At 61.1% G+C, this 26,151-nt stretch carries 24 protein-coding genes and 1 pseudogene; 20 read left to right on the top strand and 5 right to left on the bottom strand.

The genetic code is table 11. The features are described 5' to 3' along the window. Positions 1-73: 73 nt before the first annotated feature. From DW823_RS08280 to DW823_RS08260, 5 genes are all read left to right on the top strand, one after another. The gene (locus DW823_RS08280; protein ID WP_118081678.1) at positions 74-946 is read left to right on the top strand and encodes a nitroreductase family protein; all 873 of its coding nucleotides are present in this window, start codon (positions 74-76) and stop codon (positions 944-946) included. Positions 947-1,104: 158 nt separating this feature from the next. Continuing rightward, a complete protein-coding gene (locus DW823_RS08275; protein ID WP_118081676.1) occupies positions 1,105-3,132 on the top strand; it encodes a KUP/HAK/KT family potassium transporter in 2,028 nt (675 codons plus the stop codon). A gap of 69 nt (positions 3,133-3,201) precedes the next feature. After that, positions 3,202-3,396: a hypothetical protein gene (locus DW823_RS08270; RefSeq protein ID WP_118081674.1), complete on the top strand. Its 195-nt coding sequence runs from the start codon at positions 3,202-3,204 to the stop codon at positions 3,394-3,396. Positions 3,397-3,509: 113 nt separating this feature from the next. Beyond that, entirely contained in the window at positions 3,510-5,135 is a 1,626-nt protein-coding gene (locus DW823_RS08265) for an ATP-binding protein (RefSeq protein ID WP_118081672.1), read from the top strand. Positions 5,136-5,139: 4 nt separating this feature from the next. Beyond that, entirely contained in the window at positions 5,140-5,853 is a 714-nt protein-coding gene (locus DW823_RS08260) for a response regulator (RefSeq protein WP_118081670.1), read from the top strand. Between the two features lie 94 nt (positions 5,854-5,947). Here the strand turns inward: DW823_RS08260 and rlmKL are convergent, their stop codons facing one another. Further along, positions 5,948-8,518 (bottom strand): bifunctional 23S rRNA (guanine(2069)-N(7))-methyltransferase RlmK/23S rRNA (guanine(2445)-N(2))-methyltransferase RlmL, encoded by a 2,571-nt coding sequence (gene rlmKL / locus DW823_RS08255; protein WP_118081668.1) that lies wholly within the window; start codon positions 8,516-8,518, stop codon positions 5,948-5,950. A gap of 251 nt (positions 8,519-8,769) precedes the next feature. Between rlmKL and DW823_RS09825 the strand changes: the two genes are divergently transcribed. Beyond that, on the top strand, positions 8,770-8,919 hold the full coding sequence (locus tag DW823_RS09825; protein WP_158567043.1) for a hypothetical protein: 150 nt from the start codon (positions 8,770-8,772) through the stop codon (positions 8,917-8,919). Between the two features lie 52 nt (positions 8,920-8,971). On the opposite strand, the gene DW823_RS08250 is transcribed toward DW823_RS09825, so the two are convergent. After that, a complete protein-coding gene (locus tag DW823_RS08250; RefSeq protein WP_118081666.1) occupies positions 8,972-9,799 on the bottom strand; it encodes an HAD hydrolase family protein in 828 nt (275 codons plus the stop codon). 49 nt (positions 9,800-9,848) lie between these two features. After that, the gene (locus tag DW823_RS08245) at positions 9,849-10,712 is read right to left on the bottom strand and encodes a MurR/RpiR family transcriptional regulator (RefSeq protein ID WP_117640420.1); all 864 of its coding nucleotides are present in this window, start codon (positions 10,710-10,712) and stop codon (positions 9,849-9,851) included. A gap of 300 nt (positions 10,713-11,012) precedes the next feature. Between DW823_RS08245 and DW823_RS08240 the strand changes: the two genes are divergently transcribed. The 9 genes and pseudogenes from DW823_RS08240 to DW823_RS08200 form a co-directional block, all read left to right on the top strand. Then, on the top strand, positions 11,013-12,215 hold the full coding sequence (locus DW823_RS08240; RefSeq protein ID WP_055251938.1) for an MFS transporter: 1,203 nt from the start codon (positions 11,013-11,015) through the stop codon (positions 12,213-12,215). Positions 12,216-12,329: 114 nt separating this feature from the next. Then, the gene (locus tag DW823_RS08235) at positions 12,330-13,184 is read left to right on the top strand and encodes a class II fructose-bisphosphate aldolase (RefSeq protein WP_055251940.1); all 855 of its coding nucleotides are present in this window, start codon (positions 12,330-12,332) and stop codon (positions 13,182-13,184) included. 10 nt (positions 13,185-13,194) lie between these two features. Beyond that, positions 13,195-13,623 (top strand): PTS sugar transporter subunit IIA, encoded by a 429-nt coding sequence (locus DW823_RS08230; protein ID WP_055251942.1) that lies wholly within the window; start codon positions 13,195-13,197, stop codon positions 13,621-13,623. A 29-nt stretch (positions 13,624-13,652) separates the two neighbouring features. Further along, the gene (locus DW823_RS08225) at positions 13,653-14,156 is read left to right on the top strand and encodes a PTS sugar transporter subunit IIB (RefSeq protein WP_055251944.1); all 504 of its coding nucleotides are present in this window, start codon (positions 13,653-13,655) and stop codon (positions 14,154-14,156) included. Positions 14,157-14,202: 46 nt separating this feature from the next. Next, positions 14,203-15,015: a PTS sugar transporter subunit IIC gene (locus DW823_RS08220; protein WP_089573151.1), complete on the top strand. Its 813-nt coding sequence runs from the start codon at positions 14,203-14,205 to the stop codon at positions 15,013-15,015. Then, a complete protein-coding gene (locus DW823_RS08215; protein ID WP_055251948.1) occupies positions 15,012-15,848 on the top strand; it encodes a PTS system mannose/fructose/sorbose family transporter subunit IID in 837 nt (278 codons plus the stop codon). Before DW823_RS08220 ends, DW823_RS08215 begins: the two co-directional genes overlap by 4 nt. A 97-nt stretch (positions 15,849-15,945) precedes the next feature. Continuing rightward, the gene (locus DW823_RS08210; RefSeq protein ID WP_055251950.1) at positions 15,946-16,890 is read left to right on the top strand and encodes an aldo/keto reductase; all 945 of its coding nucleotides are present in this window, start codon (positions 15,946-15,948) and stop codon (positions 16,888-16,890) included. A gap of 2 nt (positions 16,891-16,892) precedes the next feature. After that, the gene (locus tag DW823_RS08205) at positions 16,893-17,984 is read left to right on the top strand and encodes an alpha/beta hydrolase (protein WP_117640996.1); all 1,092 of its coding nucleotides are present in this window, start codon (positions 16,893-16,895) and stop codon (positions 17,982-17,984) included. 191 nt (positions 17,985-18,175) lie between these two features. Beyond that, positions 18,176-18,427, top strand: a pseudogene (locus DW823_RS08200) (HAD family hydrolase); the annotation flags it as partial. Positions 18,428-18,472: 45 nt separating this feature from the next. On the opposite strand, the gene DW823_RS08195 reads toward DW823_RS08200, so the two are convergent. Next, complete coding sequence (locus DW823_RS08195) at positions 18,473-19,264, bottom strand: DeoR/GlpR family DNA-binding transcription regulator (protein WP_158549398.1); 792 nt, start codon at positions 19,262-19,264, stop codon at positions 18,473-18,475. Between the two features lie 348 nt (positions 19,265-19,612). Here DW823_RS08195 and DW823_RS08190 point away from each other — a divergent pair, with 348 nt between their 5' ends. The 5 genes from DW823_RS08190 to DW823_RS08170 all read left to right on the top strand — a co-directional run bounded on the left by DW823_RS08190 (position 19,613) and on the right by DW823_RS08170 (position 23,621). Next, complete coding sequence (locus DW823_RS08190; protein WP_117640993.1) at positions 19,613-20,323, top strand: transaldolase; 711 nt, start codon at positions 19,613-19,615, stop codon at positions 20,321-20,323. Positions 20,324-20,332: 9 nt separating this feature from the next. Next, the gene (locus DW823_RS08185) at positions 20,333-20,779 is read left to right on the top strand and encodes a PTS sugar transporter subunit IIA (protein WP_117766759.1); all 447 of its coding nucleotides are present in this window, start codon (positions 20,333-20,335) and stop codon (positions 20,777-20,779) included. Positions 20,780-20,854: 75 nt separating this feature from the next. Further along, complete coding sequence (locus DW823_RS08180; RefSeq protein ID WP_022094539.1) at positions 20,855-21,130, top strand: PTS sugar transporter subunit IIB; 276 nt, start codon at positions 20,855-20,857, stop codon at positions 21,128-21,130. Positions 21,131-21,201: 71 nt separating this feature from the next. Continuing rightward, a complete protein-coding gene (locus tag DW823_RS08175) occupies positions 21,202-22,593 on the top strand; it encodes a PTS ascorbate transporter subunit IIC (protein ID WP_117766757.1) in 1,392 nt (463 codons plus the stop codon). A gap of 323 nt (positions 22,594-22,916) precedes the next feature. Then, entirely contained in the window at positions 22,917-23,621 is a 705-nt protein-coding gene (locus DW823_RS08170) for a transaldolase (RefSeq protein ID WP_233543052.1), read from the top strand. A 381-nt stretch (positions 23,622-24,002) separates the two neighbouring features. Here DW823_RS08170 and DW823_RS08165 read toward each other — a convergent pair whose 3' ends face one another. Further along, the gene (locus tag DW823_RS08165; RefSeq protein WP_118081664.1) at positions 24,003-26,150 is read right to left on the bottom strand and encodes a Tex family protein; all 2,148 of its coding nucleotides are present in this window, start codon (positions 26,148-26,150) and stop codon (positions 24,003-24,005) included. Position 26,151 lies beyond the last annotated feature (1 nt).

Below are 26,151 nucleotides of genomic sequence, written 5' to 3'. Positions count from 1 at the left end.
CGACCTGCGCGATAATGGACGGGAATTACACGGAAACGTAAAGGCTTCTTAAAGAATTGGCGAGGGTAGGGCGATGAGCGAGCAGGTTTGCAAGGCGGACATGGGCGGCGACGGAGCTGCGGTCGTGGATACGTGCGGCTATCCGGTCGAGACTACGGGCAACGCGGTGCTGGACATCTTGGAGCATCGTTCGTCTACGCGTGCCTTCGCGCGTGACGACAACGACCGTCCCGTGGCGGTGACCGACGAGCAGCGTGCAGCGATTCTGCATGCGGCGAGTCGCGCGCCGTCGGCGGGCGCCATGATGATGTATTCCATTGTGAGCATTCGCGAGCAGGCTACGCTGGACCGTCTGGCCGACCTGTGCGACCACCAGCCCATGATCGCCAAGGCGCCCTGGGCACTCATATTTGTGGTCGATTATGCCAAGTGGATCGATCTGTTTGAGCACGTGGGCTGCTTTGAGCCCGAGTTTGTCGAGCGCACAGGTAAGGCACCTCGCCGTGCACCGGGTTTGGGCGACTTTGCCATCGCGGCCCAGGACGCCGTGATCGCCGCGCAAAACGCCGTGGTTGCCGCCGAGGCCCTGGGCCTGGGGAGCTGCTACATCGGTGATATCGTCGAGAATGCCGAGGAAGTTGCCGAGCTGCTCGATCTGCCGCCCTATACCATGCCGCTGTCGATGCTCATCATCGGCACGCCCCGTAAGGAGTGTCCGGCCATTGCGCATCCCGTGGTGAACCTGGTGCACGAGGAGCGCTACTGCCGCGCCGATGCCGCGACGATGGACGCGCAGGTGGCCGAGATGGATGCGATGTTTCGTCCGCACGCCCGCGAGGTGGGGGAGCGCGTCGTGGACATCTATACCCGCAAGCACACGAGTCCCTTTATGGCCGAGATGAGCCGCTCCATGGAATGGTGGTTCAAAAACTGGCTTGGAAAATGACGAATGTGACAAGGGGGCAGTCCCTTTGTCACATTCCATATCGCCGCGGTAGCCTAAAGACTGTATAAATCTTTATCTAGCTGGGAAAACAGCGCATTAAAACATGGGCCGATTGCCTATAATCCCTTCGAACATTAAAGTTGGGAGGAAACCGGCTTATGGAACAAAAGGCCAAGGAGGCAGCCTCGCACGCTGCGATTCCTGTGAGCATCTCGGCGATGCTCGTCACGCTGGGCGTGGTGTACGGCGATATCGGCACCAGCCCTATGTATGTAACCAAGGCGCTCGTTGCCGGCAACGGCGGCATCGGAAGCGTCACGCAGGAGTTCGTGCTTGGCGCGCTCTCCCTTGTCGTGTGGACGGTCACGCTGCTGACGACCGTCAAGTACGTGCTGATCTCGCTGCGCGCCGACAACCACGGCGAGGGCGGTATCTTTGCCCTGTACAGCTTGGTCAAGCGTTGCGGCAAGTGGCTCATCATCCCCGCTATGCTGGGTGGCGCGGCACTGCTCGCCGACGGCATCCTGACGCCTGCCGTTACCGTGACCACGGCCATCGAGGGCCTTCGCACCATCCCGGCGGTCCACGCCGTGCTCGGTGACGACCAGGGTCGCGTTGTCGCGATTACGCTCGCCATTATCATTGCGCTCTTCTTGGTGCAACGCATCGGCACGGCCAAGATCGGTCACGCCTTTGGCCCCATCATGACGCTGTGGTTTTTGTTCCTGGGCGGTACGGGCCTATTCTTTGTCTTCCAGCATCCCGCGGTGCTGCTGTGCCTCAACCCGGTGCGCGGCATCGCCTTTTTGCTGAGCCCCAACAACCACGCGGGCATCATGATTCTGGGCAGCTGCTTCCTCGCCACCACCGGTGCCGAGGCGCTCTACTCCGACATGGGCCATGTGGGTCGCGGCAACATTTACGCCACCTGGCCGTTCGTTAAGTGCTGCTTGCTGCTGTCCTATATGGGCCAGGGCGCTTGGCTTATGAACAACGCTGCCAACCCCGAGCTCATGGGCATTGCCGACCTTAACCCGTTCTACCAGATGCTCGCCCCGGGCCTGCGTCCCTTTGCCGTCGGCCTTTCCACCGTCGCCGCCATCATCGCCTCGCAGGCGCTCATCACCGGCGCATTCTCGCTGGTGTCCGAGGCCAGCCGCCTGGACCTTATGCCGCACATGCAGGTCTTCTACCCTGCCGAGACCAAGGGCCAGCTCTACATCCCCATGGTCAACAACGTCATGCTCGTGGGTTGCGTCATCGTGGTGCTGCTGTTCCAGAACTCGGCGCACATGGAGGCTGCGTACGGCTTGGCTATTACCCTGACCATGATGTGCACGACGCTGCTGCTCTTCTTCTATCTGCACGTGGAGCGCAAGCTTAAGATCGCGCCGTGGATCTTTGCCGTCTTCTTCCTCATGCTCGAAGGCTTCTTCTTTGTGAGCTCGCTCACCAAGTTCTTCCACGGCGGCTACTTCACCATCCTTATGGCTGCACTCATCATGGGCGTTATGGTGTGCTGGTACAACGGCACGGCGGTCGAGCGGCGTCAGTTTACGCTGCTGCCGCTGCGCAGCTATCTGCCGCAGCTCAAGCGCCTGCGCGACGACGATCGCTACGAGCCTATGAGCGACAACATCGTGTACCTGACCAAGGACACCAACACCGACTACATCGACCGCGATATCGTCTACTCGATTCTGGACAAGCATCCCAAGCGCGCCCGCGCCTGGTGGTTCGTGAACGTCGAGACCATGGACGAGCCGCATACCTTTGCCTATTCGGTCGAGACGTTTGGCACCGACTACGTGTTCCGCGTGCATCTGTACCTGGGCTACAAGGTTAACCAGCGCGTGAACGCCTACCTACGCCAGGTTGTTCAGGATCTGGCCGCCACTGGCGAGCTGCCGCCGCAGATGCACGACTACTCGGTCTACAAGGATCCGGGCAACATCGGCACGTTCAAGTTCGTCATGATCCGCAAGCTCCTAGCGCCCGAGAGTGACGTGGAGCCGAGCGAGCGCACGGCCATCACGCTCAAGTACATCATCCGCCGCTTTGCCGGTACGCCGGCGCGCTGGTATGGCTTGGAGAACTCCAACGTGAGCTTTGAGTATGTGCCGCTGTTCACCAAGTTCAAGGCTGTGAACAAGATGCAGCGCCTGGCCCCCAACGAGCGCCCGTAGTCGACACCCGAGATTTGACTGTGAACGGGCAGGTTTGCAATGACGGGAAATGAGTCTGGGGAGAAAACCATGGACGCAAAGACGCTTGACGGTCGCGATCTTGCGGCCGAGCTGGTGCGCGAGGCACGCGTCGACGCCGCCGAAGATCGGTTCTTTACGGATCGGGCCAACATGGACATGGCCGATCGCGTGATTTCGATCGCGGCACTGGTGTTTGTCGCGGCGTGCGTGTGCGCCCTGCTCGCGCACGTGCTGTTTGTCTAGCGACCGCGGGCTGCAAAGGCTATACACTTGAAACCACCACAAGGGAGAACCACCACAAAGGTGCCTGTCCCCTTTGTGGTGGTTTTTGTTTTTGAGAGAGGGGCGGGGCGCTGATGGACGTCCGTGCGGACGGCGATATTGCCGAGAACTTTTGGTGGCGGCGTACAACGCTGACGCGTCGCAGCCCCCTGTATGACGCCTGCGTATCGGCGGGGCTGCTGGTCGCGGCGACGGTTGTGGGCGCGCTGCTCGATCATCCGGGGCTCGCGCCGAGCATCATGATCGTCTATGTGTTCGCCGTGCAGCTGTGCGCTTTCTTTACCTGGAGCCGCCTGTACTGCCTGCTGACTTCTGCCGCCGCCGTGGCGCTCTACAACTTCTTGTTTGTCGACCCGCGCTGCTCGCTGTCGTTTATCGACCGCGTCTATCCCGGCATGTTCTTTATCATGTTTGCGGTCTCGCTCGTATCGAGCTCGATCGCGCTGGCCCTGCGCCGCGCCTTGGCGCAGGCTGCCGCCAGCGACCGTCGCACGCAGATGGTGCTCGAGACCAACCGCATGCTGCAGCGGTGTGGCGATCAGCAACAGATTGTGCACGCTATGGCAACGCAGCTGGCGCGTCTTTCGGACTGTCCGGTCATGTGGTATAGCGCCGATGCCGATAACGATGACCTGCTACCGCGCACGACGTACACGGCCGTGGGCGATGCCGCGCCGGTGCACCAGTTGGCGCCCCAGATGCCGCCGCGGCTCTCGGCATCCGCCTATGTGGGAACGCCACTCGATGCCACCTATGGCGCTTCGGCGTTCTACGGCATATACCTGACCGTGCGCTCGGGTGACACCATGGTGCGCGCGGGTGATCCCGCCTCGGTGGTGGGGGTGCTCGCCATTGTCGCCGAGCCCGATGCGCTGACGCCCGAGGAGCGGACGCTTGCCGATGCCATCGTGAGCGAAGGCGAGCTGGCGCTCGATCGCGCCCGCGCCATGGAGGCCCGCGAGGAGGCGGCTGTGCTCGCTAAAAACGAGCAGCTGCGTGCCAATTTGCTGCGCTCCATCTCGCACGATCTGCGCACGCCGCTTACCAGTATTTCGGGTAACGCCGACGTGCTGCTCGACCAGGGTTCGACCGGTACGGCCGTGCTCGACGACCAGACGCGCCGCGGCATGCTCCTATCCATTCGCTCGGATGCACAATGGCTCAACGCCACTGTCGAGAATCTGCTCGCCATCACCAAGCTCGAGGGTGGCGGTATGCGCCTGTCGACCACGCTCGAGCTCATGGACGATATCGTCGAGGAGGCGCTGCGCCACGTGAACCCTGCCGTGCGCGAGCACGACCTTAAGGTGGTGGCGTGCGATGAGCCGGCGCTCGTCAACGTCGATGCACGCCTGATGGTGCAGCTGGTGGTCAATCTGGTGAACAACGCCATCACCTATACGCCCGCGGGCTCGCATATCATGATTTCGATTAGCGTCGACGATGGACGCGTGGCGTGCTCGGTGGCCGATGATGGTCCGGGCATCGCACCCGAGGATCGCGAGCGGATCTTCGAGTCGTTCTATACCGCCAACCATGGTCTGGCCGACAGCCACCGCAGCGTTGGCTTGGGTCTTTCGCTCTGCCGTTCCATTGCGTTGGCACATGGCGGTAGCATAGAGGTTGCCGCGGCGGACCCGCACGGTTCGGTCTTTACGATTGAACTTCCCGCCGCCGACGTTTCGTTTGATAAGGAGTAGCGCTGTGCCGAACTCTGCCGTAAAACCGCTCATCTTGGTCGTTGAGGACGATCCCGCCGTCCGCAATCTTATCGTTGCCGCGCTGGAGGCGCACGGCCTGCGTCATATAGCTGTGGAGACCGCCCACGCCGCCATCGCCGCCGCCTCGTCGCAGGCACCGAGCATTGTGCTGCTCGATCTGGGCCTACCCGATATGGATGGCGTCAAGGTGGTGGAGTCGGTGCGCGCATGGTCGGGCATGCCGATCATCGTGGTCTCGGCGCGCAGCGAGGACGCGGACAAGATCCGAGCGCTCGATGCCGGCGCCGATGACTACCTGACTAAGCCGTTTTCGGTCGAGGAGCTGCTCGCGCGCATTCGCACCACGCTCAGGCGCCTTTCGTATGCGCAGGCGGGCAGTGTTGTCTCCGAGGGCTCGTTCGATACCGGCGAGTTGCATATCGATTTTGATGCCGGCATCGCCACGATGGATGGCGAGGAGCTGCACCTGACGCCGATCGAGTACAAGCTCTTGTGCCTGCTGGCCCATAATGCCGACAAGGTGCTGACGCACCAGTTTATCCTGCACGAGATTTGGGGCACGGCGACCAAGAGCGACCTGGCGAGCCTGCGCGTCTTTATGGGTACGCTGCGCAAGAAGATTGAGTCCGACCCCGCGCATCCGCGCTATATCCAAACGCACGTGGGTATTGGCTATCGCCTGGTCACCCAAGGCTAGATCGCCAACCATCATCCCAATATGAGTTGCGGTGAAATACGGTCTAAATTTGCCTAATTCCAGGCAAAACAGTCCGTATTCCACCGCAACTTTGTTATTTGCCCTTGGGCTTGCTGGCGTAGAACTTCTTCTTTTTGGGCTTACCTGCGCAGGCGGGCTTGCCGTCGCCGCGCGGCCCTCGGTCTCCGGCCTGCGCGTGCGCGGGCGCCGTTGCACGAGGCTTGCGGGCGTCGGGGTTGCGCAGCTCCTCGGTTCGCTCGGCAATCTCCTCGGTGCTAAAGCCGGCCTCTGCCATGGCGTCCTCGATGGGCAGGCGGCGCACGATATAGCAATGGTGCACCTTCTGGTTGCGCGCGAAGTCCTCGGGGATGGTCTGTGCCGTAATGTCCTCCAGCACTACGCCCGCGCGGGCGAGCTTGCGCGTCTCGGGGCGGAAGCCGCGCAGGTTGCAGCTAAAGATGGCATGGCCGCCCTGTGCGAGCAGGCGAGATACGCCGGCCAAAAGCTCAACATGGTCGCGCTGGACATCCCAGGTGCGGCGGCCCATCTTGGACGAGTTCGAGAACGTGGGCGGGTCGACAAAGATCAGGTCCCAGCGGTTGCGCGTCTGGCGCTGGTCGCGAATCCAGGCGAGCACGTCGTCGCGCACAAAATGATGCTGCGGACCAACAAAGCCGTTCTGGCGCATGTTGCGCTCGGCCCAGTCCAGATAGGTGTTGGAAAGGTCGACCGTCACGGTCTCCTCGACGCCGCCATCGGCCGCGTAGCAGGTGGCGGTGCCGGTGTAGGCAAACAGGTTGAGGAAGCGGCGCGCCTGCTTGGCGTGCTCACGCACCAGGTTGCGGGTGACGCGGTGATCCAGGAAGATGCCTACATCCAGATAGTCGTCAAAGTTGACGGCAAAGGTAAGGCCGCCCTCTTCGATGAGCGGCAGACGGCGACGTGCGATGTTAGCGCGCTCGCTCGAGCCGCCCTTGCCGGCGCCCTGTTTGCCGTACTGCGAGCCGCCGCGCGAACGCATGCGGGCCTTGGCGTGCACATGCTCGGCCGGAACATCCAGGATGCGCGGCGCGATGGCCAGAATGTCGAGCATACGGGCCTGGGCCAGTGCGGGGTCGATGGTCTTAGGCGCGGCGTACTCGGCGATGACGAGCCAGCGGCCCGGCGTCTGCGGGCAGCCCTCGTACAGGTCAATGGCGGCGGAGTAATCGGGCAGGTCGGCATCGTAGACGCGGTAGCAGCTCACGCCCTCGCGCTTGGCCCACTTGCGGCGCAGACGGGCATTCTTGCGCAGGCGGTTGGCGAACTGCTCCGACTCGGGGATGAGCACGGGCAGCGGCTTGCCGTCGCCCAGGTCGAGCGTAGCGGCAGGCTCGGGCATGGCGGGGGCGGGGGCTTCGTCGCTGATGACGTCGTCGGCGTCCGAGGTCTCGCCCTCAGCATCCGCGCTGGTCGCAGCCTCAAACGCTGCGGCGGCGTGGTCGAGCGAGGGCCAAACCTCGACGGTCGCCTCCTCGTTGTTGGGCATGACGGCGATGGAGCGCGCGGGCTCAGCGTGGAGCGCGCGGGCCAGCAATCCGTCGCGGGTGAGCGCGGCGACCGGTGCCGAAGTGAGCTCGGGCGCACGGCGCAGCTCGCCGACCAGCGTCATGGCGTCATGCATAAGCGACAGCGGTGTCTCGGTCGTATTCGCGACGAGGGCGGCACCGGCGACGGCGCCCGCGTGGTCCAGTACGGTGGCAGATTTGGCAGCGCAAAAATCGACAAAGCGCTTGTAACCGGCGCACTTGACCATGCGCTCGGCGGTCTGGCGGGCGGCGGGGTCGATGTCTACGGCCACGATGCGTGCCTGGCGCTCGCGTGCTGCCGCCTCGCACTCGCGTGCCTCGGCGAGCAGCTGCTCCCATAGGGCGGCGTCGTGCAACTGCCAGCCCTCAAAGCCCCAGCGCTCGCGTGCGGCGCCCGGGGCGCGGTCGGTCAGAATGTTCACGGCCTCCAACAGCAGGCCGCCGCCGGCGCACGAGGCATTGACCAGCGTGGGCAGGGCTTCGTTCTCGTAATCGTCGGCCGTCAGCTCGTGCTCGCACAGTGCAGTCCAGCCGACCTGCGCCAGCACCAGGGCGGCGTAGTCGGGGCGCAGCACGTGAGTGCCCTCGCCGGCGCGGGTCGCGGCAGGCGGCAGGCGCTTGAATAACGGGTCGCCCGAAAGGTCCAGGCTGATGCTCGCGCGACGCTGGCGCAGCGAAAGCAGCAGGTGAACGTCGGGATCGGCAGCGTCGACATCGGCGCGACGGCCCGTGGTCTCGGCCAGACGGTCGCACAGCGCGTCCTTGGCGCGTAGGGCCGAGAAGCGCGTGTTGCGCAGCTGCTCGGTCACGCCGCGGGCGGTGATGGCGATGGTGGCGCCGGGGCGGACGATGGTCTCCCAAGCGATGTCGTAAACGCCGTCGTACAGCTCATCGGCATCCTGCGCCTCAAAGCGCCCAAGCACTACGAACACGCGGCTGGCCAGGCGCGACCACAGACAGGCGCGGTAGCCCTGCTCAAGCTCGCCCTCAAACGTAGCGCGGCCCTTCAGGCGGCGGACATGCGAAAGCCCGAGGCGTTTAAGCTCATCGGCGAGTGCGGACTCAAAGCCCTCGGGGCAGCTTGCGTAAAATTCCATGGGTGACCTCTCTGGTTGCGTCGCTCCATTATATGATGGATGCTTCGTTTGCCCTTATCCTCGAAAGGAACCCATATGATTGATGCGTGCTCCTTGATTCCCATTTTCATTGCAACAGCCTCAGGACTCGGGGCCTCGCACAGGCTCCCGCCGCCTTACAGAACTGAAAGCTGGGCGTAGGGCAAATCCATGGCACGTGACCTGCGATTGCTCGGCCATAGATGGCGTAATCGAGGCCAAGGAAGGGCATCATGTGCGAGGGAAACGAGAGCTGGTTCTGGCACGCGAACGACATGGTGGTGGCGGGCGACATGAACCTCGTGGTCCGCGTCCTGTGGGTCGCGCTCATCGTAGGCATCGGCGTCGCGACGATGGCCACGCTCTGGATCGTCACGAGGTAGCGCGCCACGAACGGATGACGAGGCACGCGGCGCATGCCACGCTGGCGGAACCCTAGCCTCGCTGCTGGACAATCTGTTCGATGAGCTTCGCGACGGAGTCCTCGGCTGCGTCCCCGATCAGGTGATGGGCCGCGGCCTTCGCCTCTGGCATCGCGCCCGCGACTGCGTAGGAGTTCGGCACCTTTTCGAGGAGCGTCACGTCGTTTTCCGAGTCTCCGATAAAAGCGACCTCGTCCAGCGTGACCCCAAGGCTGCCGAGAAGCGCGTCGAGTCCGTTTACCTTGCTCCAGCCAGCCGGAACAACATCGAGGAAGAATGGGACGGGCGAGGGGAAATCAAGCTCTGGGCAGGCTTCCTTGCATCGACTCCGAACGACTTCCGTCGGGGCGGAGCTGACGTTGACGAAGATGCCGGCGGTGGTGACGTCACGGTTCGTGGGCACGTCTCCGAGCGCCATGTCTCTTCCGGAGTCCTTAACGATTTCCAGGGCGAATTCGTCGCCAGGCTCGACGGCGCAGAGGAACTGCTCGCAGCGTTTGCCTGTCTCATCGACATCGGCGACTAGCCAGAGTGACGTCCCCGCGTAGGGGCGTACGGCGCTATCGAGCTTGACGAGGGCCTCCGTCGAGAGCGTCTTTTTGAACGCGAGTTCGCCGCTGGAGAAGACCTTCTTTCCGTTGGCCATGATGCCGGTCGAGAAACAGCGCGCGTCGCCGTCAAAGGCATCGGCCAGGTCGGCGTAGTCGCGGCCGCTTGCGGGGCCGAACGCGATGCCCGCATCAAGCGCCGAAAGAATCGCGCTGTGCGTGCGCTCCGATACGACCCTTGAGCCAAACGGCAGCAGGGTCCCGTCCATGTCTGCGAGGATGAGCTTTATCAAGGGGTCCTCCCGTTTCGGTCTGGGCGTCGGTGCGCCGGTGTGCGTCGTCCTAGCTGTATTGCCTGTCTCCCAAGAGATTCTTCGAGATGATCCTGTTAAACTCTACCGGGTCATCCCAGCAAGAGGTCAGGAAGAGGAACAGCAGCTCGATGACGAAGTTGATCGAGCTGTGCGAGAAGGCGACCTCGGTTCCGGTGATGGCCTGATCTCGCGAGATGGCTCGGATGATATACGTGGCACGCTTCGCGAGCGGCGTATCTGGGTTGTCTGTGATCATGATGATGGGGGTGTTCGAATCCTCGGCAGAGTCGAATATGTTGACGAGGCGCTTCGAGTATCCGGACGTCGAAATGACGAGCAGGATGTCATTCTCCTTGAGGCTGGTTGCGGCGGAGACCATGGCATCGGTGGTACTGGGGCAAAACGCCCTGACTCCAACCTGTGAGAGCTTGAACGCCGCGTTTACGCCCATGCTAATCGAGTTGCCGACGCCCGCAATCAGGACGAGGTTGGCGTTGTGGAGCAGATTGACGACTGTCGAAAAGTCATCGGAGTCAATGAGCGAGGCGGTTTGGGAGAGCTCCTTGACCTTGTGAGACAGGACGTACTTAATGGAGCCCTCGACGTCGTCCAGAGTAACCTTGCCGCCCGTGGCCTTTTCCTCGCCGGAGGCCCTGCTGATGGATATGCCGAGCGCCAGACGCATGTCCGAATAGGTTCGGTAGTCAAGCGTCCTTGCGAACCTCGAAACAGACGCCGGTGACGTACCGGTTCCTGCGGCGAGTTCGCGGACGGTCATCGTTGCGACGTCCGACGGGTGGTCGAGCACATACGTTGCGATTGCCTTCTCCGAGGGGGATAGGCTGTTCATGACCGCGCAGATGTGGCTGAGCACATCCCCTGTCTTATCCATGGTTACTCCTTGGCCCTAGTTTGCTTCGTATCTTAGGTCAAGAGAGGTGAAAATAAAGCAAAATGTTTCATAAGCGGTGAAATAGCGTTTCACCGCTGATTTCCTACCGTTCACGGTAAATCGGTGCTTCCCCGGCGCAATCTCATCTTGAGCTGCTATCTTATGAGCCGTGAAACAACGGCACGAAAACGATGAAACAACAGAACATTGTTCCAACGCCTCACAACTTTGTTTCACGCTAGATGGCGAATCACTTCGAAGCCCAGACAGGCACCCGGCGAGCAAGAAGGGAGAAGCACGATGCACAACGCCAGGACAAACGCAAGCATGACTTCGCTGTTCTTCGCGAACGTCCTCTACTGGGTCTGCGCGGGCGTGTACTCGCCGTTCCTCTCCGCTCACTACACGAGCCTCGGCCTCAGCGCAGCCCAGACCGGCATCCTCCTCGCGGCGACCCCGGTGTGTGCGCTCGCCATCCAGCCGCTCTGGTCGACGATCGCCGACAAGCTCGGGCGCCGCCGCGCGGTCATCGTGATCCTCTGCCTTGCGGCGGCGGTACTCGCTCCGCTGTATTACCTGGCGTCGACGTTCGTCCCGGTCCTTCTCGTAACCTTTGCGTTCTCGGCGTTTTTCTCGGGGCTCCTGCCCCTGAGCGACTCCCTCGTCATCGAGCTCGCGGATCGCTCTGGCCTGGACTTTTCTCGCATTCGCATGGGTGGCACTATCGGCTATGCCATCGTCGTCCTGATCGTCGGTCGGCTGCTCGACATGGCTCCTCAAATCCAGTTCGCGGTGGTCTCTGCCGCGCTGGTGGTCTTCGCGGCTCACATGTGGCGCCTCCCCGAGGCGGGAATTCGCGCCAATGCCGCGGACGATCCCAAGGTCTCCCACGGAAAGGGCCTCCTCTCGCTGTTTACCAGCAATGAGATCGCCTTCGTCTTGGTCTTCGCCTTCATCAGTTCGGCCGCGATTGGCTTCATCGGGGCGTTCTTGGGCCGCTACGCGGTCGAGCTTGGCGAGGGTCAGAACCTCGTGGGCGTCCTGAGTGCGGTCTCCGCTGCGAGCGAGATCCCCATCCTGCTCGTTTCCTCCAAGCTGGTCAGGCGCTTCGGCGAGATGAACCTCCTGATCTTTTCCTGCTTCATGGCGGCGCTCAGGCTCGTGCTCGTGGGCACCGGCATCGTCCCGGTCATGATCTGCGGCCAGCTGCTGCAGAGCGTGAGTTACATGACCGTCTACTACTCCTGCGTTACCTACATTGCCAACCACACTTACGAGGATTGTCGCGCTCGAGGTCAGAGCGCCTTCGCGATGGTTCAGAGCGGTCTGTCCGTCGTGGTTGCGAACCTGTTTGGCGGTTGGGCGTGCGACGCGCTCGGCACGCACGCGGGTTTTCTGGCCTTCGCCCTCGCTTCAACGATTGCTGCGGTCGTTGCTTTTGTGGCGTACGTGCTGTGGCGTCGAAGCGCAGCGCCACAGCCTGAGGGCCAGTCGGCCGCATAGGTTCCACCGCGTTTTGCAAGCGCCTGCCTGCTTCGCGCTTCTCTTTGTGTTCAACCAGCTGACGAGCTGAGAACTGTCCAATCCAATGGTTATCCAAGTGAAAGGAAGACAAAGATGTCTCTCATCAAGGTCAACGAGCTTCTTCAACATGCGACCGAGCACCACTATGGCGTGCCCGCGATCAACGTCATCAACACGGAGACCATCCGTTATGCGATCCAGGCCGCCGAGGATGAGCACATGCCTATCATCATTCAGTACTGGCCCGGCTTCGAGGACCACTGTGCCCTCGACATCATCGCCTTCGCCGCCCGCTATTACGCCGAGCGCGCGAGCGTGCCCGTCGCCGTCCACCAGGATCACTCCGCTGGTTACGAGATCGCCGTCAAGGGCGTCAAGGCCGGTTTCCCCTCCGTCATGGTCGACGGCTCCTCGCTTCCCTATGAGGAGAACTTCCAGCTCACGAAGGACGTCGTCCAGGTCGCCAAGATCTTCGACGTTGACATCGAGGCCGAGCTCGGCCACGTCGGCAACGGCTCCGACGCCAACGACTTCGTGAACAGCGACCACTATACCGACCCGAACCTCGCCGAGGAGTTCGTCGAGGGCACCGGCTGTGGTTCGCTCGCCATCGCCGTCGGCAACGCCCACGGCCCCTACGTCAAGGTCCCGAACCTCGACATGGAGCGCATCAAGGCCTGCAGGGAGGCCGTCAGCGTCCCCCTCGTCATGCACGGATGCTCCGACATCCCCGACGAGCAGCTCCAGGAGGCCGTGAACCTCGGCATGAGCAAGTTCAACATCGCCACGGAGTACTTCCGCTCCATGTACCGCGCCTTCGAGAAGGACATCAGCTCCGGCAAGAACGACGGCAACGGCGTTGGCCTCCTGATGGACGCCGCCCCCGACATGCGCGCGTTCGTCGCAAGCAAGATCCAGCTTCTGAACCCCAACCACTATTCGCTCTAGGAGAGACTCGATGAAGAAAGTTCTTGTCGCGTCGCACGGTCACCTCGCAAGCGGAATCAGGAGCTCGATCGAGATCCTGACCGGTATGGCGGACATGGTGGAAGCAGTTGACTGCTACGTGGACGACTCCGATTTCACCCCTCGCATCCAGGCGTTTATTGACTCGGTGGGCCCTGAGGACGAGGCCATCATTTTCACCGACATCTACGGTGGCTCCGTCTTCCAGAAGGTCGTCCTCATGGAGCCGGAGAAGCGCGGGATCGTCCATGTTACCGGTATGAACCTCGGCCTCGTGATCGAGGCGCTCCTCGGCGCTGAGCCGGTCACGGCAGATTCGATCAAGCAGAGCGTCGAGCTGGCGAGGGCGACGATGCAGGTCGTCGAGCCTCCGAGCAAGGCCGCGGACAACGAGGGGTCCGACGGAGACTTCTTCGATTAGAGAGCACTAATAAGTAAGGAGAGGAAACAATGATTGTTCAGGTTCGAGTCGATGACCGTCTGATTCACGGGCAGGTCGCCCTGGTGTGGACCAAGGAGCTCAACACCACCAGGATCATCGTCGCCAACAAGCACGCCGTGGAGAGCGATGCCCTTCGCATGACGCTTTCCATGGGTACGCCGGCGGGCCAGAAGCTCCTCGTCAAGGATGTTCCGGATGCTTGCCGCATCGCGAACGATCCGCGTGCGGACTCCATGCGCATCTTCGCGCTCACCAACTGCGTGCGTGACGTGCTTGAGCTCGTTAAAGGCGCACCGGGCAAGATCGAGGGCGTGAACGTTGCCAATGTCGGCCGCTTCGACAAGTCCGATCCGGATAGCAAGGTCGCCCTCAACTCCACGATCATGCTCAACCCGGATGAGCTCGAGGCCGCGAAGGAGCTTTGCGAGCAGGGTATTCCGGTTTTCCATCAGCTTATCCCGTCCAATCCCAAGACTCCTCTCAAGAGTCTGATCGAGGCGGCGGAGAAATAAGGGGATTTGGCCAGGCGGTCAAATGAAATGAGAGAAAGGAAGTCAAATGATTGGGTTAGCAGTAATGGCCTGGTTGACCGTGCTGATTTGCTACGGCGGCAACTGGGTTCTCGGTCAGTGTATGATCGAGCGTCCTCTCGTGGTCGGCCTCGTTGCGGGCCTTCTGATGGGCGACGTCAAGACCGGTGTCATCATCGGTGCCTCTCTCGAGGCAATCTTCATGGGCGCGGTTAACATCGGTGGCGCCATCTCCGCCGAGCCCGTTACCGCGACCGCCCTCGCCGTCGCCTTCACCGTTGGCGCCGGCATCGACCAAGGCGCCGCCATCACGCTGGCCGTTCCCGTTGGCGTCGTCACCGCGTTCCTCTCGATCTTCATGAACAACGTGTTCCTCGCGTTCTTCGCCGCCACCTTTGACAAGATGGCCGCCGAGGGCAACGAAAAGGGCCTCGCGCTTCAGCACTTCGTTCTCTGGTTCGTTAAGTACGCCGCCTTTGGCCTCATCGCCTTCCTCGGCGTTTACCTTGGCGCTGAGCCCGTTGCCGCCATTGTCAACCAGATTCCGGCCAATGTCATGAGCGGCCTCAACGCCGTGGGCGCCCTCCTGCCCGCCGTTGGTATGGCGCTCCTGCTCCAGATGCTGTGGAGCACCGAGCTCAGCATCTACTTCTTCCTGGGCTTCACGCTCTACCAGTACCTCGGCCTCCCGATGATCGCCATCGCGGTTCTCGGCGTCATCATCGCGGTTGCCTCCGCCCTCCGCGACAAGGAGATTTTCGATCTCACCAAGAAGGGCTTGGCCACCCAGGCCGTTTCCAACGACTCTGTAACCAGCGACGAGGAGGATTTCTTCGCATGAGCAACCTGACCAAGAATGTGAGCCCTGAAGACAAGAAGATGCTCAACAGCATTTTCCTGCGCTCTTTCTCCGTGTTCGCCTCCTGCGCCGGCGGTTCCGTCAAGGCTGGCGCCGACGGCTGGCTGTACTCCGTCCAGCCCGCGCTTAACCGCTACTACGCCGATGACCCCGAGGCCCGTGCCGAAGCCATGAAGCGTCACACGACTTGGTACAACATTACCCAGAACGTCGGCACGTTCGCCATGGGCCTCGTCGCCTCCATGGAGAGGGAGAACTCGCAGCACGAAGACTTCGACACCGAGTCCATCGACGGCATCAAGGTTTCCCTGATGGGCCCGATGTCCGGCATCGGTGACGCAATCTTCTGGGGCGTCCTGCGTGTCATCGCTGCCGGCATTGGCATCAACCTCGCCATGAGCGGCTCGCCCCTCGGCGCGATCATGTTCCTGCTGATCTACAACATCCCGTCGATCCTCTGCCGATACTTCATGACCTACCTCGGCTTCAGCATGGGCACCAACTTCATCTCCGAGATGTACGAGGGTGGTCTCATGAAGCTCATCACCAAGGCGACCTCCACGGTTGGCCTCGTGATGATCGGTGCCATGACTGCGGCGAACGTCCAATTCAACACGATCCTGTCCATTCCGGTTCAGGACTCTGACCCCGTCATGATCCAGACCTACCTCGACTCGATCTTCAAGGGCATCGTGCCCCTGGGGCTTACGCTCGTCGTCCTCTGGCTCCTGCGCAAGAAGAACGTGAACGTCAACATCATCCTGGTTGGCATCATGATTCTGGCGCTCGTCCTCGGCCTCGTGGGCATCGTGTAGGGCGGCTTCCGGATCATTCGAAGCTTGTTTAAGGCAATTCCCGGCGGCACGCGATCGAGGACATTCGACGCGTGCCGCCCCATTAGAAGGAGAGAACATGCGCTACACGCACCTCAAGAATTCCGATGTCGACGTCTCCCAGCTCGCTGTGGGCACCTGGGCGATCGGCGGCGACTCCTTTGGTGAGAACGATGACGCCGCCAGCATGTCCGCCATCCGCACCATGCTCGATCACGGCGTCAACCTCATCGACACCGCGCCGTGCTATGGCAACGGCACGTCCGAGAAGGTCGTCGGCAACGCGCTCAGGGGCGTCGACAGAGAGAGCTACCTGCTCTCGACCAAGGTTGGCCTGATCACCAGCGCCGCCGGCTATGACCGCGACTCCTCGTTCAAGAACATCATGAGGGAGGTCGAGAGCTCGCTGCGCAACCTCCGCACCGACTACATCGACTTCTACTTCGTGCACTGGCCCGACGCTAAGACTCCGTTCTCCGAGACGATGTGCGCCCTCCAGCTCCTCAAGGAGCAGGGCAAGATTCGCCACATCGGCGTCTCCAACTTCACGACCGAGATGATCGAGGAGTGCGAGAAGGTCGCTCAGATTGACGTCCAGCAGCCGCCCTACTCTATGGTTGACCGCTCCTCCGAGGACCTCATCAAGTGGGGCTACGAGCGTGGCATCGACTCCTTCACCTATGGCTCCCTTGGCGCGGGCATCCTGTCGGGCAAGTTCCGCGAGCTGACGAAGTTCGAGGAAGGCGACGTCCGCGGTGGCTTCTACGACTACTTCCGGGAGCCCAAGTTCTCGCGCGTCCAGGAGCTGCTCAAGGTCATGGACGAGATCGCCGAGGCCCACGACAAACCCGTGGCGCAGGTTGCCGTGAACTGGAGCACCCAGAAGGAGTACGTGGGCACCGCTCTCGTGGGCGTGCGCACGGACGCCCACGCGATTCAGAACTGCGAGACGTTCGAGTGGGAGCTTTCCGCCGACGAGATGGCCAAGCTCGACGCCAGGCTCGACGAGCTGAAGATCGGCTAGCCATGAGCGCCGAGGATAGGAAGTACCCCACTTCCGAGCTTGAGGTGCTTGAGAGTGGCGCGAGGGAGGTTGTCGAGCCTAACGGCCTGAGGCTGATGCTGAAGCCCGTGCCGGGTGACGACCGCGAGCACGTGCTCGATCCGCGCGTCTATGCTCGTGCGCACGCGAAGCTCGCTGCGACTCCTGCGGCGGGGTCGGCGCCGGCCGGACCGGTGGACGTGATCGCGTGGCGCTCCGCGCCCAACAAGGAGACCCACGTCGTGAGGGGCGCGAACGTTGCCAAGAAGACCGTCGTCATGAACTTCGGCGACAAGGGCATTCCGCTGCACATCTTCACGCCGGAGGGGCACGAGGATGGGTCTGCCGCGCTCGTGTTCATCCATGGCGGCGGGTTCATGGTGGGCAACATCGGCCAGTACGAGAACTGCCTGCGCGACATCGTGGAGCGCACGGGTTGCGTCGCGATCTATCCGGAGTACCGCTTGTCTCCCGAGACGATGTTCCCCGGTGGCGTCGAGGACTGCGTGAAGACGCTCGACTGGCTTGTCGATCACGCTGACGAGCTGGGCGTTGATGCGACTCGCATTGCCGTGGCTGGTGACTCTGCGGGTGGCAGCCTGTCGAATGCCGTCGTGCTCGAGGGCTCTCACGCGGATAGGATCAAGGCGGTTGTCGAGCTTTATCCGCTCGTTGATGGCGGTCCCGTTCCGGATGAGTGGTCCTATGACCTGTACGAGGTCGTGGATGAGCAGAGGCCCGAGGCGCTGAGCAGGGTTGATCGCATTCGCCTCGCCAACAACGACCTTCCGCCCATGTACGTCAACGGCGATGCGGACAAGATGCTCGACCCGCTGATTTCCGCGCTGTTCGCGGAGGACGTGAGCGCGTTCCCCCGCACGGTCATCATCTCTTCCGAGTATGACTATCTGCGCTATCAGGACGAGCTGTTCGCGAAGAGGCTGCAGGATGCGGGCGTTGACGTCACTGCGATTCGTTATCGCGGCTGCGACCACGGCTTCTTCGAGATGTACGGCGTGATGCCTCAGGCTGAGGATGTCTGTCGCGTCATCTCCGAGGAGCTTGCGAAGATCTAGGGGCTCGTCGCGGCGACCTCCTGGACGAGTGACGGTCCGGCGGGATGCTAGGTGCGTCCCGCCGGACCTTTGCGTTGGCGGGCGCGTGCCGCTTGCCGGCGGGCGTGTGTGGGGTTCGCTTCGGCGGTGCCGGATTAACCGGGAGATGCGTTTACCGCCGCTCTTCCAAGTGAGCCCAGCAAACAAATCGCGAGTTGAGCCCCAAGGGCATCGACAAGGGCGTGGGCCTGGCGCGGGCGCTGGCGTATCTAGGTCGCACCGGCAACGCGCGCACCTTTGGCTTTGGCGATTCCGGCAACGATCTGGGTATGCTCGCCGCTGTCGAGACGGCTGTCGCCATGGACAACGCCATGCCCGAAGTCAAGGCGCTCGCCGACTACGTGACCGACGATGTCGCACACGACGGTACCGTCACAGCGATGCAGCATTTTGGGTTGATTTAATAAATGGCCGGGTCGCCCGCAGTGGGGGCGACCCGGCCATTTGAGCTATTTTGCAATATAGAGCTTGGGATGACTGCGACTGCTCTCGATCGCCGCCGTCATGATGCTCTCGTCGTCTCCATCAACGATGATGCCGTCGAGGTCATCGATCTGCGCGGACTGATAAAAACTGGTTTTGTTGAACTTTCCCTGGTCAACCATCATGTAGCCCTGGTTTGAGTTGGTAAGGTACATATGCTTGATCATGGCCGAGAAGTCGTGCTCGACGGTAAAACCGTGGTCGGGGTGGAATCCGTCGGCACTGACAAACGCCTTGTCGGCATGTAGTTTGCTCATGCAGTCGAGCGTTAGTGCGCCCGCGAGATAGAGGTGGCCCTTGCGCACGGAGCCGCCCAGCAGCACTACCGAAGCATTGGGGAGATTGAAGCTGGCGTAGTTCGCGATTGCAAGATCGCCGGTGATAATGGTGATCTCACGCTTGTCCATGAGGGCCTTAGCGAAGTAAAAGCCTGTGGTGCCGATATCAATTACCAGAACATCGCCATCATCAACAAGAGTTGCTGCGGTTGCGGCGATGGCTTCCTTGGCCTCGACTTGGACATTGATGCGCTCTTCGGGATACGAGATTGCGTTGGAGCGAGAAAGCGATACCGCTCCGCCGCGTACGCGACGCAGCTTGCCTTCGGATTCCAGCGAGATGAGGTCGTGTCGTGCGGTGACTTCCGAAACCGAAAAACGGCGAACGATGTCGGATACCGAGATATTTGGCTTTTCGGCCAGCCAATTCATGATAAATCGCTGACGCTCGGCCGGTGAAAGGTCTGAAGTAGATGACATATGCCGCTCCTTTTGAACAAAAGGTAAAAGATGCGCCTTTCGTAATCGAAATATAACGTATCGATATGAAAAGAACAAGGCAAATTCGAATGAATCAAAAGAACGGAATGGCATGTCACAAATGCATGCGTAGCAGATAGTTCGCACGTAGACGGGCTATAAAGAGTCTCATTCTGAAGGTGCCGCCCAAAAGAAGTACGTTCACACCCGATATTCGACCGTTCACGGAAAGTTGACAATTGAGCTTTCGATGGCTTTTGAAATAGTTTATAAAAGAAAGCCGAAAAGCTTTTGAAACAAAGAAGAAGGCTTTCGATAGCAATAGTGCTAGATGAGAAAGGACCGAACATGGCGATTAAGGTGTTTGCCGACGGCGCTAACCTCGAAGGCATGCTTGACATGCATGACAATGGCAACGTTCAGGGCTTCACGACCAATCCTTCCCTTATGAAGGCCGGTGGCGTGACTGACTATCGCGCTTTTGCCAAGACGGTTCTTGAGCACATTACCGATGTGTCGGTTTCTTTTGAGGTGTTCGCCGACGACGAGGCTGGTATGGAAGCCGAGGCTCGCGAGATTGCAACCTGGGCAGACAACGTCTACGTTAAGATCCCGGCGCTCAACACCAAGGGCGAGTCCACTGCCGCGCTGGTCAAGCGCCTTTCTGCCGACGGCATCAAGGTGAATGTCACCACGATCTTCACGCCCGAGCAGGTCGACGAGTTTGTCGATGCCGTCTCTGCCGAGACCCCCTCTATTCTGTCCATCTTCGCCGGTCGCATTGCCGATACCGGCGTCGATCCGCTGCCCCTCATGGCGGAGTCCGTAAAGAAGGCTGCCGTTAAGCCTGCTGCCGAGGTTCTCTGGGCGTCTACGCGCGAGGTCCTCAATATCTTCCAGGCGGAGTCCGTTGGATGCCAGATCATTACGGTCCCCAATGCCATTCTTGCCAAGCGCAAGAATTTCGGGAAAGATTTGCTTGAGTACTCGCTTGATACGGTCAAGGGCTTTGCCCGCGACGTTCAGGCGCTTGGTTTTCATATCTTGCCCGAGGAGTAGGGGACGAGCATGCTGACCGATCTTCTTAAGCCCGAGCTTGTTGCCTGCCACGTCGAGGCCTCCGATTGGGAGGAAGCGATCAGGGCATGCGGTAAGTTGCTCGTAGGCGCTGGCAAATGCGACCAGAGCTATGTTGACGCCATGATTTCATCGGTTCACAAATTCGGCCCCTATATGGTCTTGGAAGAGGGCATCGCCATGCCCCACGCTCAGGCAGATGGCAATGTGAGTGAAGCGGGAATCTGTATCGTCACGCTTGACCCAGCCGTTGCGTTTGGACACGAGGATTTCGATCCGGTTCACGTGCTCGTGGGTATTTGCGCGCCCGACCCTAAGGCTCATCTTGGTTGCTTGGCGGAGCTTTCGCAGATGTTCGAGGACGATGACTGCGTTGCCAAACTCAGCGCATGCGATACGCCCGAGCAGGTTTTGGAGACCATGCGTTCATTCTTTTAGGCCTTAATGGCACGGCGATGCGTCGCCGCTTTTGGATAGACGGAAAACCGTCACGTGTAGGAGAGGAAGGTTGCCATGCATATCATCACCGTATGCGGAAACGGCATCGGGTCTAGCCTGATGCTCGCTGGCAAAGTCGAGGAGCTTTGCGAGGAGGAGGGCATCAAGGCCGACGTTGAGTCTATGGACCTGAACGGTGCTTCTTCCGCAAATCCGGATCTGTTCATCACCGTTAAAGAGCTCGCACCCGAGCTCCACGGCAACGTTGTGATCGTTCGCAGCTATGTGAACAAGAAGAAGATCCGCGAAGACGCCCTCGAGGCAATCAAGGCGGCCGCCGCTAACGCCTAAAGCGGCACAAAAAAGGGCGGTTCCCTGTGGAAGAGGGAAACGCGCCCACGTTAGAGAGAAAGGAAGCGCAGATGCAAGCCATCCTTCCCATACTTGAGTTTATCCAATCGATTCTGACCAAGCCAGCGTGGATTATGGGTCTATTTGCCTTTGTGGGCCTTGTCGCGCTTAAGCGTCCTGCCCACAAGGTGATGACGGGCACCCTGAAGCCCATTCTTGGTTACATCATGCTGTCTGCCGGCGCCGCTGTTGTTCAGGAGAACCTTGCTCCGCTGGGTACCTTCATCGAGACCGGTTTCCACATCACCGGCGTCGTGCCCAACAACGAGGTCGTCGTTTCGATGGCTCAGAGCGTCCTCGGCGTTCAGACCATGATGATCCTGATTCTCGGCTACGTCGTGAACATTATCATTGCCCGCTTTACCAAGTTTAAGTACATCTTCCTGACGGGCCATCACAGCATGTTTATGGCCTGCCTGCTTTCTGCCGTTCTGCAGGCATCTGGCTTCCAGGATGTCCAGCTTGTCATCGTGGGCGGCATGTTCCTGGGCCTCGTGAGCGCTATGCTTCCCGCCGTTGGTCAGCGTTTCACCGAGAAGGTTACCGATGGCGATGAAATCGCCATGGGCCACTTCGGTTCACTCGCCTATTACATCTCCGCTGCAGTCGGTACGCTTTTTGCTAAGGACGCCGAGGAGAACAGCACCGAGAAGATCGAGGTTCCCGAGAAGTTCTCCTTCCTGCGCGACACCACCATCTCCACGGCTCTTACCATGGCCTTCTTCTACCTGGTTACCGCTTTCGCCGCTTACATCGCAGATCCTGCGGTCGTTACCAAGATCGCTGGCGGCGACAATGTAATCGTCTATGCCCTGACCTGTGCCCTGTCCTTCGCCGTCGGTGTCACTATCGTCTACAACGGCGTTCGTATGATCCTTGCCGACCTGGTCCCGGCTTTCCAGGGCATCTCCAACAAGCTGATCCCCGGCGCCATCCCCGCCGTCGACTGCGCCGTCTTCTTCCCCTATGCTCCCACCGCCGTCATCCTCGGCTTTGTTGCCTCCTTCATCGGTGGCGTGGTCGGTATGTTCATCGTGGGCGCTACCCTGGGCATCTTCATCATCCCGGGCATGGTTCCCCACTTCTTCTGCGGTGCTACCGCAGGTATCTACGGCAATGCTACCGGCGGTCGCAAGGGCGCAGCTCTTGGCGCTTTCGTCAACGGCCTGCTCATCACCTTTGCCCCGGCTCTGCTCCTGCCCGTTCTTGACGTCTTTGGCTTCAAGAACACTACGTTCGGCGACTTCGATTTCTCCGTCATTGGTATTACGCTTGGCCGCGCTGCCGAGGCCTTCGGTACCACCGGTGTCTACGCGATTCTCGCTGTCCTTCTGGTCGTTGCCTTCGTCCCCAACTTCATCCACACCAAGGGTGCTGTGATCAATCACGTTGAGGAAGAGTAATCCAGGCATACGTTAAGCCCTAATCGGGCGGAGCTCCGATAACCGGCTCCTACACGGAAGCGGTGACGTCTCAAACGAGGCGTCACCGCTTTTTATTTGGAGCGGTTGTGAATATGAGCCGGTGAGGCGCTGCTTCTGTTCCGTGAACGGAACCAAACGCAATGATCGGCAAAAACGTTTTGCCGCTGGGGCGTCGATAAAAAATGGTAAATCTGCAAAACCGTTCGCCGAGAAGATAAAAAAACCGCAGCTCACGCCTTGATAAACGTAGGTAAAGTGTTTAGCAGTTTATCGGCCGTATGCTAACGAAAGGAATCAGGCAGATGGCAATCAAGGTGTTCGCTGACGGTGCAAACCTCGAGGGCATGCTCGACATGTACGAGAACGGCAACGTTCAGGGTTTCACGACCAACCCGTCCCTTATGAAGAAGGGCGGCGTGACGGATTACCGCGCGTTTGCCAAGGAGGTCCTGGCCCACATCACCGATGTGTCCGTGTCGTTTGAGGTCTTTGCCGACGACGTCGAGACCATGGAGGTCGAGGCCCGCGAGATCGCTACCTGGGCCGAGAACGTCTACGTCAAGATTCCGTGCGTGACCACCAAGGGCGAGTCCACCGCCGAGCTGGTCCGCAAGCTTTCGGCCGACGGCATCAAGGTCAACGTCACCACCATCTTTACGCCTACGCAGGTCGACGAGATGGTCGAGGCCGTTGACGCCGAGACGCCGTCCATCATCTCGCTCTTTGCCGGCCGCATCGCCGACACCGGCGTCGATCCCATTCCGTTTATGACGGAGTCGGTCAAGAAGGCCGCCGCCAAGCCCAACTGCGAGGTCCTATGGGCATCCACGCGCGAGCTCATCAACATTTACCAGGCCGAAGCCTGCGGTTGCCAGATCATTACGGTGCCCAACAGCATCCTGGCCAAGCGCAAGAACATCGGCCGCGACCCGTACGAGGTCTCGCTCGACACCGTGCGCGGCTTTGCCAAGGATATCGCCTCGCTCGGTTTCCATATCCTGCCGTAACGCGAACGCTGACTACATCGCGGGTTGTTCGCCCCGGCCTTTCCTTTCCCTATCGCTCACGCGCTTCGCGAGGGTCGCGCTAGGCAAAGGAAAGGCCGGGGCTGCCGACACGAACTTGCCGGTAGGTTGGTGATAGGCTTCCATATCCTGCCGTGGACAAAGGTACCCCCGCCTGCGCCGTGCAAAATTGAGAGTATTCAGCAAGGTAAAGGCTTTTACCAGCTGGGTGAAGCATGGAACAGCCCCCGTTTTGGCTCTGATGACGCTAAAACGGGGGCTGTTTCTTGCTTTTTCGTCTCTGAGGGGCATACGGAACGGCGGAAATTGCAGAATACTCGCGATTTTGCACGCTGCTACAGGGGGTACCCTTGCTTTGGCGGTTTACTTTCCCTGCACCATGGTGAGCGAGATCTTCTTGCGGTCGCGGTCGACCTTCTCGACCCACACCTTGACCGTGTCACCGACGCGTACCACGTCGCTCGGGTGCTTGACAAAGCGGTTGGCGAGCTTGGAGATGTGTACGAGGCCGTCCTGGTGCACGCCCACGTCGACGAACGCGCCAAAGTCGACGACGTTGCGCACCGTGCCCTTGAGCTCCATGCCGGGTTCCAGGTCGTCGATGGAAAGCGCCGAGCGGCTAAAGACCACCTCGGGCGCATCGTCGCGCGGGTCGCGGCCGGGCTTCTTGAGCTCGTTGACAATGTCGATGAGCGTGAGGGTGCCGCAGTCCAGGTCGCTTGCCAGCGCCGAGATGCTGCCCAGGCGGCGCTCGATGTCGGGCACGCCGCCGCGGCTGAGCTCGCTGGCTTGAACGCCGGCGCGCTCCAGGACGGACGTGGCCACCTCGTAGCTTTCGGGGTGGACGCTTGTCGCGTCGAGCGGGTTCTTGCCGCCGTTGATGCGCAGGAAGCCTGCGGCGTTGAGGTATGCCTTGGGTCCCAGCTTGGGGACCTTCTTGAGCTGGCGGCGATCGGTAAAGGCGCCGTTTTCCTCGCGGTAGGCCACGATGTTCTTGGCCACGCTCGGCGTGATGCCCGATACGTATCCCAGCAGGCTCGCGCTTGCGGTATTGACGTCGACGCCCACGCGGTTGACGACGTCTTCCACCACGTGGCCCAGGGTGCGCGAGAGTTCGGCCTGGTCAAGGTCGTGCTGGTACTGGCCCACGCCGATGGACTGGGGCGGAATCTTGACGAGCTCTGCCAGCGGGTCCTGCAGGCGGCGGCCCAGGCTCATGGCACCGCGCACGGTGACGTCCAGGTCGGGATATTCCTGGCTGGCGAGCTCGGAGGCGGAGTACACCGACGCGCCGGCCTCGTTGACGATGGTGTAGCGAAGGCTGGGCGCCTGCTCGGCAATGAACTCCGAGACGACTTCCTCGGTCTCGCGGCTGGCGGTGCCGTTGCCGATGACGATGGTGTTGACGCCGTCCTTCTTGACGAGGCGGGCGAGCTCGCGCTTGGTGCCGGCGACGTCGTGGCGCGGCTTGGTGGGGTAGACCACGCCGTGGTCGAGCAGCTTGCCGGTCTCGTCCATGACGGCGACCTTGCAGCCGGTGCGGTAGCCCGGATCGAGCGCGAGCACGCGGGCGCCGCGCACGGGGCGTGCCGAGAGCAGGCCTCCGAGATTCTTGGCAAAGACATTGATGGCCTCGGTTTGGGCGCGAACGGTGAGTTTGGCGCGGGCCTCGCGCTCCAGCGAGGGGGCCATGAGGCGCTTGTAACCGTCGGCGATGGCAGCATCGAAGATGGGGGCAAACACGCCCTGGCGTCGGGGCCAACGGCTGCCGAGGCGTGCCGTGGCGGCAGCGCCGTCGACGTTCACGCGCACGCGGAGCTTGCCCTCGCGCTCACCGCGGTCGATAGCCAGCACGCGGTGGTTTGGGATACGGCGCAGCGGCTCGTCAAAGTTGTAGTAAGGCTCGTAGGGAGTCTTCTCCGCGGGGTCGGTCGCCTCGACGACGATATCGGCGGTGTTTTGCGTAAAGGCGCGCAGGTCGGCGACGTTCTCAGGGTCCTCGGCCACCGTCTCGGCAACGATGTCGGCGGCGCCGGCGAGCGCCTTCTCGGGCGTGTCGAAGCCGGCCTCCTCGTTGACGTATGCCGCGGCGGCGTCGAGTGCGCTGCCCTTGGCCGAGGCCTGCATGATGATCATGTTGGCGAGCGGCTCCAGGCCGGCCTCGCGGGCCTTCTGCGCGCGGGTCATGCGCTTTTTGCGGTAGGGCTTGTAGAGGTCCTCGACACGCTGGAGCTGCGTGGCCTCGCGAATCTGCTGCTCGAGCTCGGGCGTGAGCTTGCCCTGGGCGTCGATGAGCAGAATGACGTCCTCTTTGCGCTGCTCAAGATTGCGCAGGTAGGACAGGCGCTCGTCGAGCGCACGCAGGGCGACGTCGTCCATGCCGCCCGTGGCTTCCTTGCGGTAGCGCGAGATAAAGGGGATGGTGTTGCCCTCGTCGATGAGCTTGACGGCTGCCTCGATGTTGTCAGCCTTAAGGTTGAGCTCGCGGGCGAGCTGGGCGATAAGATCCATG

The sequence above is a fragment of the Collinsella sp. AM34-10 genome, from assembly GCF_003469185.1.
Lineage (GTDB): Bacteria > Actinomycetota > Coriobacteriia > Coriobacteriales > Coriobacteriaceae > Collinsella.
The sequence above is the reverse complement of the archived record's forward strand: the minus strand, read 5'-3'. Positions and strand labels throughout refer to the sequence as shown.